Origin of the sequence: Pantoea sp. PNA 14-12, assembly GCF_004364735.1 — a bacterium.
GTDB classification, from domain to species: Bacteria; Pseudomonadota; Gammaproteobacteria; order Enterobacterales; family Enterobacteriaceae; genus Pantoea; species Pantoea stewartii.
On the sequence record NZ_SOAJ01000002.1, the window covers coordinates 546,518 to 563,279 of the forward strand.

14 protein-coding genes are annotated in these 16,762 nt (G+C 56.2%); 6 read left to right on the top strand and 8 right to left on the bottom strand.

The features are described 5' to 3' along the window. Window positions 1-44: 44 nt before the first annotated feature. From nudK to C7434_RS10145, 3 genes are all read right to left on the bottom strand, one after another. Window positions 45-623 (bottom strand): GDP-mannose pyrophosphatase NudK, encoded by a 579-nt coding sequence (gene nudK / locus C7434_RS10135; RefSeq protein ID WP_033740833.1) that lies wholly within the window; start codon window positions 621-623, stop codon window positions 45-47. A 162-nt stretch (window positions 624-785) separates the two neighbouring features. Further along, window positions 786-2,258, bottom strand: a complete 1,473-nt coding sequence (gene ansP / locus C7434_RS10140; RefSeq protein WP_033740834.1) for an L-asparagine permease — start codon at window positions 2,256-2,258, stop codon at window positions 786-788. Window positions 2,259-2,530: 272 nt separating this feature from the next. Continuing rightward, window positions 2,531-2,803 carry a DUF1471 domain-containing protein gene (locus C7434_RS10145; RefSeq protein WP_006118378.1) on the bottom strand — a complete coding sequence of 91 codons (273 nt, stop codon included), beginning with the start codon at window positions 2,801-2,803 and terminating at the stop codon, window positions 2,531-2,533. 250 nt (window positions 2,804-3,053) lie between these two features. Between C7434_RS10145 and narQ the strand changes: the two genes are divergently transcribed. The 6 genes from narQ (at window position 3,054) to C7434_RS10180 (ending at window position 11,121) form a co-directional block, all read left to right on the top strand. Continuing rightward, on the top strand, window positions 3,054-4,742 hold the full coding sequence (gene narQ, locus C7434_RS10150; RefSeq protein ID WP_133745419.1) for a nitrate/nitrite two-component system sensor histidine kinase NarQ: 1,689 nt from the start codon (window positions 3,054-3,056) through the stop codon (window positions 4,740-4,742). Between the two features lie 180 nt (window positions 4,743-4,922). Beyond that, entirely contained in the window at window positions 4,923-5,555 is a 633-nt protein-coding gene (locus C7434_RS10155; RefSeq protein ID WP_006120610.1) for a response regulator, read from the top strand. 165 nt (window positions 5,556-5,720) lie between these two features. Then, window positions 5,721-8,837, top strand: coding sequence for a multidrug efflux RND transporter permease AcrD (gene acrD / locus C7434_RS10160; protein WP_033740838.1), 3,117 nt, complete (start codon window positions 5,721-5,723; stop codon window positions 8,835-8,837). Window positions 8,838-9,412: 575 nt separating this feature from the next. Then, window positions 9,413-9,781 carry an ArsC family reductase gene (locus tag C7434_RS10170; RefSeq protein ID WP_133745420.1) on the top strand — a complete coding sequence of 123 codons (369 nt, stop codon included), beginning with the start codon at window positions 9,413-9,415 and terminating at the stop codon, window positions 9,779-9,781. A 1-nt stretch (window position 9,782) separates the two neighbouring features. Next, a complete protein-coding gene (gene dapE / locus C7434_RS10175) occupies window positions 9,783-10,910 on the top strand; it encodes a succinyl-diaminopimelate desuccinylase (protein ID WP_133745421.1) in 1,128 nt (375 codons plus the stop codon). Window positions 10,911-10,932: 22 nt separating this feature from the next. Continuing rightward, window positions 10,933-11,121 carry a YpfN family protein gene (locus C7434_RS10180; RefSeq protein WP_006120420.1) on the top strand — a complete coding sequence of 63 codons (189 nt, stop codon included), beginning with the start codon at window positions 10,933-10,935 and terminating at the stop codon, window positions 11,119-11,121. Window positions 11,122-11,158: 37 nt separating this feature from the next. Here the strand turns inward: C7434_RS10180 and ypfH are convergent, their stop codons facing one another. The 5 genes from ypfH to bamC all read right to left on the bottom strand — a co-directional run bounded on the left by ypfH (window position 11,159) and on the right by bamC (window position 16,758). Beyond that, the gene (ypfH, locus tag C7434_RS10185; protein ID WP_006120422.1) at window positions 11,159-11,839 is read right to left on the bottom strand and encodes an esterase; all 681 of its coding nucleotides are present in this window, start codon (window positions 11,837-11,839) and stop codon (window positions 11,159-11,161) included. A 73-nt stretch (window positions 11,840-11,912) separates the two neighbouring features. Next, window positions 11,913-13,880 carry a GNAT family N-acetyltransferase gene (locus C7434_RS10190; protein ID WP_133745422.1) on the bottom strand — a complete coding sequence of 656 codons (1,968 nt, stop codon included), beginning with the start codon at window positions 13,878-13,880 and terminating at the stop codon, window positions 11,913-11,915. Beyond that, a complete protein-coding gene (locus tag C7434_RS10195) occupies window positions 13,877-14,740 on the bottom strand; it encodes a neutral zinc metallopeptidase (protein WP_133745423.1) in 864 nt (287 codons plus the stop codon). Before C7434_RS10195 ends, C7434_RS10190 begins: the two co-directional genes overlap by 4 nt. 129 nt (window positions 14,741-14,869) lie before the next feature. Beyond that, complete coding sequence (gene purC / locus C7434_RS10200) at window positions 14,870-15,583, bottom strand: phosphoribosylaminoimidazolesuccinocarboxamide synthase (RefSeq protein WP_033740988.1); 714 nt, start codon at window positions 15,581-15,583, stop codon at window positions 14,870-14,872. A gap of 143 nt (window positions 15,584-15,726) precedes the next feature. Continuing rightward, the gene (gene bamC / locus C7434_RS10205; RefSeq protein WP_133745424.1) at window positions 15,727-16,758 is read right to left on the bottom strand and encodes an outer membrane protein assembly factor BamC; all 1,032 of its coding nucleotides are present in this window, start codon (window positions 16,756-16,758) and stop codon (window positions 15,727-15,729) included. Between the last annotated feature and the right edge of the window lie 4 nt (window positions 16,759-16,762).

The window sequence follows — 16,762 nt, forward strand, 5'->3', positions numbered from 1 at the left end:
GCGCAAAGCCGATGCGATGGTTTGCGCATCGGCTTCGTGCAGGATTACAGCGTTAGCCAGCCTGCGATCAGGGCGTGCTGCAATAACATGATGGTTTTACCATCACGAATGCGTCCGTCTTTCACCCACGCCATGGCCTGAGGAAAAGGCATTTCCAGCACATCAATGGCCTCATCTTCAACACCGCCACCAGCGTTCTCGCGCAGTGATTCATGATATTCCGCCGCAAAGAAGTGAATCAGTTCAGTGACGCCGCCCGGTGACATATAGACCGAATACAGTTTTTCGACCTCGCCTACCGCATAGCCGGTCTCTTCAATGGCCTCTTTACGGATGCAATCCTCTGGCGAGTCGTCATCCAGTAAGCCCGCGCAGGCCTCAATTAACATTCCGTCTTCATTACCGTTCACGTAGGTCGCCACGCGAAACTGGCGCGTCAGCACCACACTGTTTTTTTCACGGTTATAGAGCAGAATTGTCGCACCGTTGCCGCGATCGTACACCTCGCGTTTGTGACGCACGACATCGCCATGGCTGTCGGTTAGCTCATAGGTGATGTTACGCAACACAAACCAGTTCTCAGACAGCAGCTTATCTTTGATGATAGTGATTCTGGACGACATAGGCGCTCCGCAAGTGAGAAGGGAGCCAATGATGATAGGTCGTGAGATGCAAGAAAACTATCTGAATTACGTGTCTGCGCACGCAATTATCAATACCGCCCGAAACACCGAAAAAAAATGCCAGCACGCAGGCTGGCATTGATATCTCAGGCAAGATCACCGTCAGGATGATTTGCCATCGTGCTCGTGATGCTCGTGCTCCGTGGCGGCAATTTCGTTAACGCGCTTACGCACACCAAACCAGCCCAGAACCAGAATCACCGCAATCAGCGGAATAGAGGCAATAGTGTACGTGCCGTTTGGATAGTCAAACGCCATTAAGACCAGCACGCTGAACAGGAACAGCAGCGTCAGCCAGGAAGTGAAAGGCGCGCCCGGCAGCTTAAAGCTGACGTCGTCGGCCTTGCCTTCTTTAATAGCTTTGCGCAGACGCAGCTGGCACAGCACGATAAAGCCCCAGGACGAAATGATCCCCAGTGACGCGACGTTCAGGACAATCTCGAATACCTGTGACGGCACATAGTAGTTGAGTATTACGCCGACAACATAGACGCAAACGGTAACCAGAATCCCGGCATAAGGCACCTGCTGGCTGCTCATTTTTGACATGAATTTCGGTGCTGAGCCGCCCATCGACATGGAGCGCAGAATACGGCCTGTCGAGTACAGACCGGAGTTCAGACTGGACAGCGCGGCGCTGAGGACCACGATATTCATGATGCTGCCGATATACGGCACGCCCAGTTTAGAGAAGAAGGTCACAAACGGACTTTGCCCGGCCTGATAGGCATTCCACGGCAGTAACAGCACCAGCAGCACCACGGAACCGACATAGAACAAACCGATACGCCAGATTACGCTGTTGATCGCTTTCGGCAGCATGGTTTCCGGATCTTTACACTCACCTGCGGCCGTGCCCACCAGTTCGATCGAAGCGAAGGCAAAGACCACCCCCTGCACCAGCACCAGCGCCGGTAACAGGCCGTGCGGGAACAGGCCGCCGTTATCCGTGACCAGGTGGAAACCTGTTGCATTGCCGTCCAGCGGTTTACCGCTGCCCAGGAACACCACGCCGACCACCAGAAATATCACTATCGCCAGCACCTTGACTAACGCGAACCAGAACTCCATTTCGGCAAACCACTTTACGCCGATCATGTTCATGGTACCGACAATCGCCAGCGCGCCCAGGGCAAACACCCATTGTGGGACATCGCCAAACGCGCCCCAGTAGTGCATATACAGTGCCACGGCGGTGATATCGACAATCCCGGTCATGGCCCAGTTAACAAAATACATCCAGCCTGCCACATAGGAGGCTTTTTCACCCATAAACTCGCGTGCATAGGAAACAAAGCTTCCACTGCTGGGACGGTGTAAAACCAGTTCGCCCAGCGCGCGCAGAATGAAGAAGGAGAAAATGCCACAGACCAGATAGATTACCGCCAGAGCGGGACCCGCAGCCTGTAAGCGGGCACCTGCGCCCAGGAACAGACCTGTACCAATTGCGCCACCGATAGCGATCATCTGTACGTGACGATTACCCATGGCTTTCTTATAGCCGGAGTCGTGGGAATTGAGCCAGCGTCGTTTCGCAGCGCGCATGTCTGCTGCGGTTTTCTTCGTAGATTTCATAGCCTTCCTGTTTGTCCTGACCATAAGTCATCGCGCATCCAAACGATTGCGTTTAGCAGTGCGAAATGGGTTTTCTTCCTCTGTGCGTTTGCCTGTGAGTTAACGAAAAGCAGCGCGGGAATTTACGGCGATGAATCCTAACCGTTATGCAACATCGAAGCAAAATATACCGAGGAGATAAGCCGGACGATTTGTAAAAAACTTTTCTGAGATCACAAAAAAACCGGCCGACAGGCGACCGGTAAGGGCTACAGGGAAGGTAACAGAGGGGTTTAGCGGTAAATTTCGGCAGTGCCGGTCCACAGGCTGGAGTCGCCGGGGTTATCAACCCCGATGACACGGAAATGGCGGGCACCTTCTGATTTGGCCTCCTGCGAAAGCTGGCGGGTGACATCATCCAGAGAGCCGTTCACATTTGTCACCGAGACGCTGCCGATACGTTGCAGCCCCTGGGCTTCCTGCCGGTCCACTGCCGTGGCAGCAAGAGTAGAGAATGAAGCAGTGGCCAACAGAGCAGCGCTAAGGTACACAGGTAATCGTTTCATACTTCCTCCTGAACTTGCGTGGGTCACTGAGTAAAACATGGTGTTGAGTATTAGCGAGGCAATGAAAGCCAACATGGGCAAGGTGTAAAGCTATGGCAGTAATGTTCATCCGTAAGTGGACATTCCCGGGAAACGTCAACGGGGGTGAGTTTGCGTACACAGCGCCGCTGTTTTCGGGCATTTTGTAATAAGTCGTCGGGTGTCTCTGGCACCGCTCTTATGATTCCCTGTCAGTAAAGGTGTTATTGTCGTGATTGTTAAACGCTCTGTTACCAGAAGTATCGCGCTGTCGTTAACGTGGATTGTCTTGCTGGCGTTACTGACGACCGGCCTGGCGCTGCTGACGCTTTCCAGTAGCCTGCGCGATGCGGAAGCCATTAATCTGGCCGGATCGCTGCGAATGCAAAGTTACCGCCTGGCCTGGGATGCCAGAGCAGATCCGCAGCTGCTGACGGCGCACCTGGCGCAGTATCAACAAACGCTTGATGCCGCCGTGTTACAGGAACTCGATCGCCCCTGGGTGCCGCGCAAGGTTAATAATCACTATCAGCGTTTACGCGAAGGCTGGCCCGGTCTGGCACAGCATCTGCAGGCGAACGCGTCAGATGCCTGGCGGCAACAAATGCCCAACTACGTTGACGAAATTAACCGCTTCGTACTGGCGCTACAGCGCTACGCCGAACTGAAAATGCGCGTCGTGGCCATCAGCAGCCTGACGGGCGTGATCGCCATTGTTGCGCTCGCTCTGATGACGATCCGCTTTACCCGCCAGCAGGTCGTTAAACCCCTCAATGCACTGGTCAGAGCCAGCCGCTATGTGGAAAGCGGCAATTTTGCCTTTCCGCCCCTGCATGTGCAGCAGCAGAACGAGCTGAAAGTCCTGTCACAGACTTTCAGCAGCATGGCTGCACAATTACAGTGCCATTATCAGCAACTGGAACAACGGGTCCGCGACAAAACCCGGGACTTAACCCAGGCGAATCATACGCTCTCCTTACTCTATGAAAGCTCACAAATCCTGACCAGCCGTTCGCTGCAACCGGCGCTTTTCGATGATGTGCTGAACCGCATCGTCGGCAAAGAGAATATTGCCTTCATTCAGCTTCAGGGCGAGCAGTTTACCTGTGAGGCGGGCCAGCACGATCCCGCGCTGGCCTGGCAGCATTTACCGCTGAAACAGGACGATCAACGTGTTGGCACGCTGCGCTGGCAAACCGGCGGCATGGCCCCTTCCGCCGCGTTAATGGGCAGCCTGGCCGCGATGCTGGGACGGTCGATCTGGATCTGGCAAACCCAGAAGCAGTACCAGCAAATGCTGCTGATTGAGGAGCGCGCCACGATTGCACGTGAACTGCACGACTCGCTGGCGCAGTCACTGACTTACCTACGGATACAGCTGATGCAGCTTCGGCGCAGCCTGTCCGCCTCCGATCAGTCGGCACAGGCGATCATTGCAGATTTTGATCGCGAACTGGCAGAGGCTTACCGCCAGCTACGCGAACTGCTGGCGACCTTTCGTCTGACGATCGAAAAGGCCGATCTGGAGGCTGCTCTGCACGTGATGATTGCGCCGCTTCAGTCTCAGACTGTCGCTGATATCCGGTTGACCTGCCAGCCAGGCCTGCAGCAACTGGATGCCCGGCAACAGGTCCACGTCCTGCAAATTGCCCGGGAAGCCGTCCTGAATGCCATTCGCCATGCGAATGCCCGTTTGATTACCGTCGACTACCAGATCACGGATACAGGTGAGCATTCACTGACAATCACTGATGACGGCACGGGCATGATCAGCACAGAAGAACCTCCGGGGCATTATGGTTTCATCACCATGACCGAGCGCGCAGCATGCTTGTCTGGCCAGTTAGACATTCGTTCGCAGCCGTGTGGAACACAGATTGTGTTGCGCTTTCCACCGCGTCCGGCATCAGAGATTGACTAGCCGCACGTAACACGGCTTTACTTTTATTGCATCTCGCATCACAGGGCATGTGGCAGATCAACGGCAGGCCATCGGGTTAATCATTACAATGACAGCACCACAGAGGGTCGCTGCAGCCGCCGCTTGACGAACCGCATTGCCCATGCGACAACCTGCAGCGTCAGGTGACAGGGAGAAAACATGGAACAACCGACTTTAACAATCATGATTGTGGACGACCATCCGCTTATGCGTCGCGGTATTCGGCAGTTACTGGCGCTTGACCCGACGCTTCAGGTCGTCGCGGAAGCCAGCAACGGCACCGAAGCACTGGCTGAGGCCCGTCGCCTGGCACCGGACGTCATCCTGCTCGACCTGAATATGAAAGGGATGTCGGGCCTGGACACGCTGAAAGCGCTTCGTCATGAAGGCATCCACTCGCGGATTCTGGTGCTGACGGTGTCGGATGCGCGCAGTGATATCTTCGCCATGGTGGATGCGGGAGCCGATGGGTATTTGCTGAAAGACAGTGAACCGGAAATCCTGCTAAACCAGATCGTACAGGCCACACAGGGCGAAAATGTCTTTAGCGAGGCGGTCCGGCATTCGCTCGCGACGCGTCACAACAGCGACGATCCGTTCCGTTTGCTGACCGAACGCGAACGCGACGTGCTTCAGGAAGTGGCGCGAGGCCTGTCCAACAAAGCCGTTGCTGATACCTTACAAATTTCAGAAGAGACGGTGAAGGTACATCTTCGTAATATCCTGCGCAAACTTGAGGTTCGCTCACGCGTTGCGGCGACCATCCTGTGGCTTGAACGTCGACATCGTTGAGAAAAAGCGCGCCAATTTACACATTCTTTATAATTTCTCCACTTTTCAAACCCTGCCCGCACGTAAAGTAGTCGCCTGGTCGTGCGTGATGTCATGGAATACTTTCGTACGTTACGCGCTGCATCGGTCATATTAATAATAAAAGCAGTGAGGAGTGCCGATTCCATGTCGAATTTCTTTATCGACCGCCCTATTTTTGCCTGGGTTTTGGCAATTTTATTGTGTCTTTGCGGCACGCTCGCCATTATTTCGCTTCCCGTTGAGCAATATCCCGACTTAGCGCCGCCCAACGTGCGTATAACCGCGACCTATCCTGGTGCCTCGGCGCAAACGCTGGAAAATACCGTTACCCAGGTTATCGAACAGAATATGACCGGTATCGATAATCTGATGTATATGTCCTCGAACAGCAGCAATACCGGCCAGGCGCAAATCACCCTCACCTTTACTGCCGGCACCAATCCCGACGAAGCCCGTCAGCAGGTCCAGAATCAGTTACAGGCAGCCCTGCGCCAGTTACCTCAACCGGTGCAGTCACAAGGTGTGACCGTCAATAAAACCGGTGACAGCAATATTTTGATGGTGGCATTTGTCTCCACTGACGGCAGCATGAACAAACAAGATATTGCTGATTATGTCGCCAGTAATATTCAGGATCCCATAAGCCGAATTGATGGTGTCGGTGAAGTGGATGCCTACGGCACACAATATGCCATGCGCATCTGGCTCGATCCCTACAAGCTGACCGCCTATGCCCTGACCACCGATGATGTGGTGAATGCCATCAAATCCCAGAACACTCAGGTGGCCGTCGGCCAGGTGGGCGGTTTGCCGGCAGTCAATAATCAGGCGCTGAACGCCACGGTGAACGCGCAGTCGATGCTGCAAACGCCCGACCAGTTTAAAGCGATTACCCTGAAGAATAATCCCGATGGCTCCGTGGTCACGCTGGGCGATGTCGCAACGGTGGCACTCGGCGCTGAAAAATACGATTCCCTCAGCCGCTACAATGGCCAGGCCGCCTCCGGACTGGGTATCAAACTGGCCTCCGGTGCCAACGAGATGAACACGGATAAGCTGGTGCGGGCACGTCTGGATGAGTTATCACACTATTTTCCGCATGGGCTGGAAGCGAAGATCGCTTATGAAACCACGCCTTTTGTCAAAGCCTCAATCACCGATGTGGTCAAAACCCTGCTGGAAGCCATTCTGCTGGTATTTGGCGTGATGTATCTGTTTATGCAGAACTTCCGGGCCACGTTAATACCTACCATCGCCGTGCCGGTGGTGCTGCTTGGCACTTTCTGTGTGATCTTTGCCTTCGGCTACAGCATCAACACCCTGACCATGTTCGCCATGGTGCTGGCGATAGGCCTGCTGGTGGACGATGCCATTGTGGTCGTCGAAAACGTCGAACGTATCATGAGCGAGGAAGGGATCTCGCCGCGCGCAGCCACCCGAAAATCAATGGGGCAAATTCAGGGCGCGCTGGTGGGGATTGCGCTGGTGCTGTCCGCCGTCTTTATTCCCATGGCCTTTTTTGGCGGCACCGTCGGCGCCATCTACCGCCAGTTTTCGGTGACGATTGTCTCCGCCATGATCCTGTCCGTGCTGGTCGCAATGATCCTGACGCCAGCCCTGTGTGCCACGCTGCTCAAACCCATCGCCAAAGGTGAACACCACGGCGAGCGCGGCTTCTTCCGCTGGTTTAACTATCATTTCAACCGCAATGCCGATCGCTATGAGCGTGGCGTTGCCCGCATCCTGCACACAGGCGGCCGCTGGCTGCTGCTTTATGTGGGGATAATTGGCGTCATGGCGTTTCTGTTTCTTCACCTGCCTTCGTCGTTTTTGCCACAGGAAGATCGCGGCATGATTTTGACGCAGGTCCAGTTGCCCGCCGGTTCCAGCATGGATCAGACCTCGGCGGTGGTGGCCAAAGTGGAAAAATACTACCTGACGAAAGAGAAAGATAACGTGCTGTCGGTCTTCTCAACGATCGGTTCAGGTCCCGGCGGGAATGGACAAAACGTCGCGCGTCTGTTTATCCGTTTGAAAGACTGGGGTGACAGACCGGGTGCCGATCGTACCTCGTTCGCCATCATTAAGCGCGCGGGTAAAGCCTTTAAACACATCAATGAGGCCATGGTCATTGCGAGCAGCCCGCCGGCCATTACCGGGTTGGGTAGTTCATCGGGCTTCGACCTGGAGATACAGGATCATGGCGGCATCGGGCATGACAAGCTCATGGCCATGCGCGACATGCTACTGGACAAAGCCAGCAAAGATACGCTTCTGTCCCGTGTCCGTCATAACGGCCTTGATGACAGCCCACAGTTGCAAATTGATATTGATGAGCGTAAAGCGCAGGCGCTGGGCGTGTCGCTGGATACCATTAACGACACGCTCGCCACCGCCTGGGGCTCAAGCTACGTGAACGACTTTCTGGATCGGGGGCGGGTAAAAAAAGTGTATGTGCAGGCTGATGCGCCCTATCGCATGCTGCCCGATGATATCGACAAATGGTACGTGCGTAACAGCAGTGGCACCATGGTGCCCTTCTCGGCCTTTGCCACCAGCCGCTGGGAAACGGGCTCGCCGCGTCTGGAACGCTATAACGGTTACTCCTCACTGGAGATCGTGGGAGAAGCCGCAGAGGGCGTGAGTAGCGGTACCGCGATGAACGAAATGGAGAAGCTGGTTGAATCCCTGCCGCTCGGTGTGGGCTTCCAGTGGACGGGTGCGTCGTATCAGGAGCGGTTGTCCGGCTCTCAGGCTCCGGCGCTGTACGCCGTTTCGCTGCTGGTCGTGTTCCTCTGTCTGGCGGCCCTGTATGAGAGCTGGTCGATTCCGTTCTCTGTGATGCTGGTTGTGCCGCTCGGTGTGGTCGGCGCCCTGATCGCCACCTGGACGCGCGGGCTGGAAAACGACGTCTATTTCCAGGTCGGCCTGCTGACCGTTGTCGGGCTTTCGGCGAAGAACGCCATCCTGATTGTCGAGTTCGCCAACGAGCTTAACAGCAAGGGCGGCGAGCTGATTGAATCCACGCTTGCGGCTTCACGCCAGCGTCTGCGCCCGATCCTGATGACTTCACTGGCCTTTATCTTCGGCGTCCTGCCAATGGCGATCAGTAGCGGCGCAGGATCAGGCAGTCAGCACTCCGTGGGCACCGGCGTGATGGGGGGAATGATTTCCGCCACGCTGTTAGCCATCCTGTTTGTACCGCTGTTCTTTGTGCTGGTGCGTCGTCGTTTCCCGCTGAAAGAGAAACATCCCGACTAACCTGCCCGCCTGTCTGGCGAACCAGACAGGCAAAAAAAACGGCCTCTGGAAACAGCGGCCGTTTTATTTCTGTGTGTGGTAAGAACTACAGCAGAGGGGAAAGTGCCCTGCTTTTCTCGTCACGTGTTACTTGTTACGTAACATCGCTTCGATAAATTCTTTCCAGTTCCCCATTTCGGTGTCAATCATAGAACCCTCTCTTATTGTAGTGGCAATATTACGCCTTTTTTTTCGCCTGGTGAATACGTTTACACCTGTTAGTACTATCGGCAAAGACGCAAAAAAGCTGAGTCTTTTCTGATTTGCTGGCTGACGCACATTTCAGCAAAGCCTTAGCCTGACAGGTTTCGCGGGGTGCTTAACCAGGACGTAGCCTAAAAATGGCATTTAAGGAAATTCTTAAAGGAGAAGTGATAAACCAGGAAATCATTAGCGCTCAAACTGAAACCGTTTACGTACACCTCAGGGCTGTCTGTTTACGTATTTTATTCGATGCGGAGCGCCGCTGGCGGATGCTGCATAAGATCACACTATGGTAAACTGCTCAGCGCATTTTTACGGGACAGGAGTAGGCGATGAGCGGGCAATGGGTCATGTTTGGCATTAAAAATTGCGACACAATCAAAAAAGCACGGCGTTTTTTAGAGGCGGCCGGCGTAGATTATCGCTTTCATGATTACCGGGCTGACGGCCTGACCGACGAACAGCTCCAGCAGTTTATCGATGTCCTCGGTTATCAGGACCTGCTGAATACGCGCGGTACCACCTGGCGCAAGCTGCCCGAATCCGAGCGTGACAGCATTACGGATGCCGCCAGCGCCAAAGCGTTGATGCTGGCGCAGCCCGCGATCATTAAGCGCCCTGTGCTGCGCACCGCCGATGGCACCTTGCTGCTGGGTTTCAGTGAAACCCTTTACCAGAATCTTCTTCAGGAGAAGTCATAATATGTTTTGTCCGGTCATTGAGCTGACGCAGCAGCTTATTCGTCGTCCCTCTCTCAGCCCCGATGACGCCGGATGCCAGGCGCTGCTGATTGCCCGCCTGCAGGCAATCGGCTTCCACACCGAAACCATGAACATCGACGACACGCTGAACTTCTGGGCTACGCGCGGTGAAGGGGAAACCCTGGCCTTTGCTGGTCATACCGATGTGGTGCCACCGGGTGACGCCAGCCGCTGGATCAATCCGCCATTTGAGCCGACCATTCGCGACGGCATGTTGTTTGGTCGTGGTGCTGCCGACATGAAAGGCTCGCTGGCCGCCATGGTGGTTGCCGCAGAACGTTTTGTCGCAGTCAATCCTCACCACAAAGGGCGACTGGCGTTTCTGATTACTTCTGACGAAGAAGCCAGCGGCACCAACGGCACGGTCAAAGTGGTCGAGCGGCTGATGGCGCGTAACGAACGTCTCGATTATTGCCTGGTCGGCGAACCCTCCAGCAGCGAAATCGTGGGCGACGTCGTGAAAAACGGCCGCCGTGGCTCGATTACGGCTAACCTGACGGTACATGGGGTACAGGGCCATGTGGCCTACCCACAGCTGGCCGATAATCCGGTACACCGCGCGATGCCCGCGCTGAATGAACTGGTGGCGACCGAATGGGATCAGGGCAACGCGTTCTTCCCGGCCACCAGTATGCAGATCGCCAATATCCAGGCAGGCACCGGCAGCAATAACGTGATCCCCGGTGAACTGTTCGTGCAGTTCAATTTCCGCTTCAGTACCGAACTCACCGACAGCCTGATCCAGCAACGTGTGGCAGAACTGCTGGATCGCCATCAGTTGCGCTACACCATTGAATGGAAGCTGTCCGGTCAGCCCTTCCTGACGTCACGCGGTAAACTGGTGGATGCCGTAGTCAACGCCGTTACGCACTATAATGAAATTAAGCCGCAGTTGCAGACGTCTGGTGGCACCTCTGATGGGCGTTTTATTGCCCGCATGGGGTCGCAGGTGGTCGAACTGGGGCCTGTGAATGCCACGATTCACAAAATCAACGAGTGCGTGAAAGCATCCGATTTGCAGATGCTGAGCCGGATGTATCAACGCATCATGGAACAATTGATCGCCTGACAGCGAGGAAAGGAGCGGGCCTGTGGAGTTTATTAAAGATTACTGGTGGATCCTGGTGGTCCTGCTGATGGTCGGTGTGCTGATGAATGTGTATAAGGATTTGAAACGCATCGATCACAAAAAGTTTATGGATAACAAGCCCGATCTCCCGCCTCATCGTGATTTCAACGACAAATGGGATGACGACGAAGACTGGCCGAAGAAGAAATAACGCGTTTGCGCCCTCGCGGTCGCGAGGGCGTGCCCGGTTACATTGTCATAATCACATCATCATCGCCGGGTTTAGCCCCGCCCAACGCCTCGTCAAAGTAGCGTTTCGGCACCGTGTACTGCAGATGATGCAGGGCAAAATTCATGCTGCGGTGGTCGATGGCGTGGGCCAGATCGTCCACAACATTCAGCGTGACGTCACCGCCGAGTGCGGTTAAACGCTGTTCGGCCTGATGAGCATGTGCCAGTGGCACGCGGTCATCATAATCGCCATGAATCAGATGCACCGTCGTGCGGGTGCTGGCGCTCTCCGGCAGGGTAATAAAACGTCCGCTGAACACCACTGCGCGTCCCGCCAGATCGTTGTGCGCTTTGATGCCCTCCAGCACCATGCTTCCGCCCTGTGAAAACCCGACCAGCGCCGTGGCTTCCGGACTTATGCCGCTCTGCTGCTGCCAGTGACGAACGGACTCAACAAACTGCGGCATACTGGCGTTAACGCACTGCTGCTCGCTTTTATCATGAAGTCCGGCCTCACTAAACCATTGACCGCCAGGCCCTGGCGATCCCACCGACACGACCAGCGCCGCAGGGAAGGTTTTCGCAAACCAGCTGCCAATTTCCCCCATGGCGTCAGGGTTATCACCCACGGCATGGTAAAGCAAAAACAGCTGGGCAACTTTTGGGGGTTGCTGAACAATTACATATCTCAGTGTCATATCGACCTCCTGCTACTACTCTACGCGCCCTGGCGCAGGATCATATTGGGAATATTTGAACGAGTTGGTGGATTTATTGCAATTGCTGACGAAACCCTTCGCCATCAATGCTTTGCAACGCCAGAAGTGCTTCTGCGGCTTCCGCGCGCAGTGCGGTGATTAACGCCTTGCGTCCGTTTAGCTGCGCGGTCTGCGCCAGCCGGGACAGATTGGTGTCGGCCCTGACGGCCTGCCTGAGAAGGCGTAACGGAGCCTGGCTGACAATGACCAGACGCTGGAGCACCGCCAGGCTTGCTTCAAACGGGCGTTGTGCCCAGGCGAACCCCGCTGCGAGCCGGGCATCAAACGGGGTAAACGCGTAGTCATCGGCTGCGGACAAGGGCAATGCCAGTGGTATATGTGCGCTGAGAAATGACCAGTCCCGCGCCAGCTGCTGCGCCGCTTTCTGCTGCAACTGCCTGCCGGACGACGTCAGTCCCAGCAGCGCCATCGCGGCATAGCAACCACTGCTGGCTTCGCGCTGGCTGCCAATGCGCGCTAACGTAAAGCCACAGGCGCGCCAAAACGCCCACAACGCTTCAGTGTAGCCGAAACTCACCGAGATATAGTCGTATCCGGTCGCCGCCGCGCAGGCCGCCGTGACCAGTTGCCTGCCGGTTCCCTGACGGCGTCCGCGGGGTGCCACGGCAATCCGGCTGATACGTAAAGCCCGCAGCGTGGCGGCGTCGGTGAAACCGGCATGGGCCGCCAGTGACTGTGCCACCAGATTGCCGCGCGGCCGTCTGTGGCCCGCCCATACTGCCTGAGCTAACGCCTCGCTCAGTCCGCCCTCTTCCACCAGCCAGAGCGCGCCCTGCAATGCCGGGACAGTGCCCGCCAGCCACAGGTGCATACCTGGCGCATCCAGCAGGCGGCGTAAATCCAGCGGCGAGGTGCGATAATGAGCGCTGGTAAGCAGCTGATAAGCCGCCCGTAAGGCGGGCATATCCGTGCGTTCCGCCCGACGCGGACCGCCCACTCTCGCAGGGGGCATATCGGGCGTTTCTTCAAACAGTAGCGCCTGATTCAGCCAGTTTTCCAGCGGATCGTTGCGCGCCCAGCGCAGCGGTTCATCCAGCGTAAAATGGCGCACCTGCTCCAGCGCCGCACAAAACTTCAGCATAAAACCACGTCCGCTGCCTTCATAACCCTGAATGGTCGTTACCAGCAACACGCGACGAAAACGCGCTACCAGCGCATGCAGCAGCGGTGCGGGAATCGCCGCCGCCTCATCGACAATAAGCCAGTCAACGTCTGGCACGGTTTCCAGAGCCAGAATGGCATCGGGCGCCATAAAGCGGTAGTGCTCACCCGCGAAGGCAGACAGGACGCCCGTAGCCACTTTTGCCGGGGCGGTAATAAGGCAACGTGTGTTCTGGCGGGCGAGCATCCCGGCCAGAGCCGATTTCCCTCTGCCGCGTGCAGCCGTCAGGACCGCCACGCCTGCAGAAAGGCCGTTCAGCTGACATAAGATTGTCTGCTGCTGGACGGTTGCCTGGCTGTGCCATTCCGGTAAGGCTGGCCAGTCAGGCACGTTAAGTGGCGATGGCTGCCGCAGTAAGAGTCCCTGCGCATCCTGTTCGATCAGGCGTTGCAGATGGCGGATAAAATGGGGGGTGGCAATGGGTTCGCTGACGTCGGCCCAACGCAGGCTGTCCGCGTCGGGTTGCTGTGGCCACTGTCGCCACGGCGGCACTAACAGCAGCAGCCAGCTGCCAGCCGTCAGCGTGCCCGCCAGCGCGGCGAATGCCTCGGCATGAAAGCCCGATCGGGCATCGAAAACGGCATGATGAAACTCACGCCCCAGTAAGGTACGGAACGCCGCTGGCACACAATGCGGGCCGGGGCCGAGAGGGACGTCACTCAGGCACAGCCAGTCGCCCGCCAGTGCGTTGAACCAGCGCGCAGCCATCGTCAGGCTGTAGTCAGCATCACCACTGATAACGGCTACGCGCCGTATGCCCGCCGACGCCATCGCGCGGCTGGCGGCCGCCAGCGTCATCCTTTACCGGCGAAGGTATCGCACTGGCCAGGATTGCCGGTGTCAAAGCCACGCTTAAACCAGGTATAGCGCTGTTGCGATGTACCATGGGTAAAGCTGTCGGGCACCACGCGCCCCTGACTTTTCTGCTGCAGGCGATCGTCGCCAATAGCTTCGGCGGCATTCAGGGCTTCCTGCAAATCGCCCACCTCAAGGATCTTCTCCTGTTCCATATAGTGGCCCCAGACGCCGGCAAAGCAGTCGGCCTGAAGTTCCATTTTAACGGACAGCTGATTGATCTGGCTTTGACTGGCGCCCTGCTGCATCTGGCGTACACGGGGCTCAATGCCCAGCAGCTTCTGCACATGGTGGCCGACTTCGTGTGCAATCACATAACCCTGCGCAAAATCACCGCCTGCGCCCAGTTTGTGTTTCATTTCGTCATAGAACGAAAGATCGATGTAGACGGTCTGGTCTGCCGGGCAATAAAACGGTCCCATAACCGACTGCCCGGTTCCGCAGCCGGTGCGCGTGGCACCGCGATACATTACCAGTTTGGGTGGCGTGTACTGCTTATGCATTTGTCTGAACAGCTTGTCCCAGGTATCTTCGGTCGTCGCCAGAATGACCGAGGTAAATTTGGCCGCTTCATCCTGATGGGGATCGGCGCTGCGCTGTTGCTGTTGGCTACCCGGCGTCGCCTTGCCGCCCGTCAGCAACGGCGTCAGGTCATAACCGTAATAACCCGCGACGGCGACCAGAATCAGCATGATAATGCCCGCTTTACCGCGTGGCAGAGGAATGCGTCCTCCTCCCATGCCCGATGACTGATTACGGCGGTCTTCAACATTGTCGCTTTCGCGACGTCCTTGCCAGCGCATGTTTTGCTCCCTGTGGCCTGTTATGCAGATGGCATGATTTTAGTTGTGTGAGGCCGCAATCACCAGCTTTCCACCAAAATGAAAAAGGAGAGCCCGCGCTCTCCTTTTGTCGACAGACGAAGGGCAGACTCAGTCCAGCTTCACGCCCAGGCGACGGGCCACCGCTTCGTAAGCTTCAATCAGGCCACCCAGGCTCTGACGGAAGCGGTCTTTGTCCATTTTATCCAGCGTTTCTTTGTCCCACAGGCGCGCACCGTCCGGGGAGAATTCATCACCCAGCACGACCTCGCCTTTAAACAGGCCAAACTCCAGCTTGAAGTCCACCAGGATCAGCCCGGCATCATCAAACAGTTTGCTCAGTACGTCGTTCGCCTTGTACGTCAGCTCTCGCATCCGCGCCAGGTTTTCTTTACTGACCCAGCCAAAGGTTTCGCAGTAGGATTCGTTGACCATCGGGTCATGCTTCTCGTCATCCTTCAGGAACAGGTCGAACAGCGGGGGATTCAGTACCATGCCCTCTTCAACGCCCAGGCGCTTAACCAGCGAACCCGCTGCGCGGTTACGAACGACGCATTCTACCGGTACCATCTCAAGCTTTTTCACCAGCGCTTCGTTATCCGACAGCAGGGCTTCCATCTGCGTCGGAATGCCCGCTTCCTGCAGCTTCGTCATGATGAAATGGTTGAACTTATTGTTGACCATGCCTTTGCGATCAAACTGCTCGATGCGGGCACCATCGCCTGCTGATGTATCGTTGCGGAACTCAAGTATCAGCAGATCCGGGTTATCGGTGCTGTATACGGTTTTCGCTTTACCGCGATACAACTCAGCTCGCTTTTGCATCTTATTAACTCCAAACATGAAAGATCCGGTTCTGAGGCAACATATTCAGGTCGATTGCCGTGACGCAATCGATTACCTCGACGTGCGCTATTATGCCAAAAAACAAAATAAAAAGGCCGGAGAATCTCCGGCCTGGGGTAATTTTATTTGTTCATTGCGGCCTGGAACACCGACACCAGCGCATCATTTTGCGCCTGCGTCAGCACATGGCCTTTAGGATCAATGAATTGCAGACTGGTTCGGTTATCGAGATCGCCAACCTGAACCTTGTAATCGCCGTTTGGCAGTTCAGGATCTTTGGCGCCAAGGCTGTCCCAGGCGCTGCTGCCCGGCGCTTTGTAGGTCACTTTCATGCTGCCGGTTGAACGGGTCGTGTCCGTGACGTCCATGCCGACGCGTTTCATTGCCGCAGGCAGGCGCTGCCAGGCGACGTTGAACGGCGTACGTAATACCAGCATAGGCAGGCCGGTATCATCCGCTGCACTCTGCACATCAATCGCACCGTTCACGCGGCCCGCTGCGGCGTTTTCATTCGCCGTGGCAACCTTGTCCATGCCCGCCGCAATCTCATTCAGCATCTGCGCGGTATAGCGTTGGATCTGCTCTGGCGAGGTGATGTTAGTGCCTTCCTGCTGCAGTTCCAGCAGACGCACGGTCAGCACCTGCTGATAGCTCTGTGATTTCACACTGATCTGGTAACGCCCGCGATATTGCTTGTCTTCATCTGCGCGGTTCCACTGCACCCAGTCGGTGGTCAGCTGCTGTCCGGCGTCATTGCGCGACGCAATCGGGAAGTTTTTCGCCTGCACAACGCCCACAACCTGCGACCAAATTGATCCACGGTTGTTGTCGAAAATCAGTGCGCCGGTGTTATTGCTGAACTGCGCGCGTGAGCCGTTCATCAAGGCCAGCGGCTGCGCCGGTGGACGGATATCCAACTGCTTGCCAACCGGTGCCTGACTGGTTGACGGTGGGATATCGTATTCGCCGTTCTGAACAGGCAGAATCATGCCCGGCGGCGCTTTTAACTCACGCAGCCCGCTGGCCTGCAGGTAAGATTCATCACCGCTGACCTGGCGCTTATAACGCTGATCGTTCGAACAGGCCGACAACAGCATCAGGGTGGAAAGCCCCACCACCGTTGCAATCGTTGACCGCTTTACTGAGTAATTCATTCAC

What these genes read in the sequence shown, in the direction of transcription:
- C7434_RS10195 (WP_133745423.1), bottom strand. Translation starts at nt 14,740, where the DNA reads ATGCGCTGGCAAGGACGTCGCGAAAGCGACAATGTTGAAGACCGCCGT.
- acrD (WP_033740838.1), top strand. Translation starts at nt 5,721, where the DNA reads ATGTCGAATTTCTTTATCGACCGCCCTATTTTTGCCTGGGTTTTGGCA.
- C7434_RS10155 (WP_006120610.1), top strand. Translation starts at nt 4,923, where the DNA reads ATGGAACAACCGACTTTAACAATCATGATTGTGGACGACCATCCGCTT.
- ansP (WP_033740834.1), bottom strand. Translation starts at nt 2,258, where the DNA reads ATGAAATCTACGAAGAAAACCGCAGCAGACATGCGCGCTGCGAAACGA.
- ypfH (WP_006120422.1), bottom strand. Translation starts at nt 11,839, where the DNA reads ATGACACTGAGATATGTAATTGTTCAGCAACCCCCAAAAGTTGCCCAG.
- C7434_RS10190 (WP_133745422.1), bottom strand. Translation starts at nt 13,880, where the DNA reads ATGACGCTGGCGGCCGCCAGCCGCGCGATGGCGTCGGCGGGCATACGG.
- dapE (WP_133745421.1), top strand. Translation starts at nt 9,783, where the DNA reads ATGTTTTGTCCGGTCATTGAGCTGACGCAGCAGCTTATTCGTCGTCCC.
- C7434_RS10170 (WP_133745420.1), top strand. Translation starts at nt 9,413, where the DNA reads ATGAGCGGGCAATGGGTCATGTTTGGCATTAAAAATTGCGACACAATC.
- bamC (WP_133745424.1), bottom strand. Translation starts at nt 16,758, where the DNA reads ATGAATTACTCAGTAAAGCGGTCAACGATTGCAACGGTGGTGGGGCTT.
- nudK (WP_033740833.1), bottom strand. Translation starts at nt 623, where the DNA reads ATGTCGTCCAGAATCACTATCATCAAAGATAAGCTGCTGTCTGAGAAC.
- C7434_RS10145 (WP_006118378.1), bottom strand. Translation starts at nt 2,803, where the DNA reads ATGAAACGATTACCTGTGTACCTTAGCGCTGCTCTGTTGGCCACTGCT.
- purC (WP_033740988.1), bottom strand. Translation starts at nt 15,583, where the DNA reads ATGCAAAAGCGAGCTGAGTTGTATCGCGGTAAAGCGAAAACCGTATAC.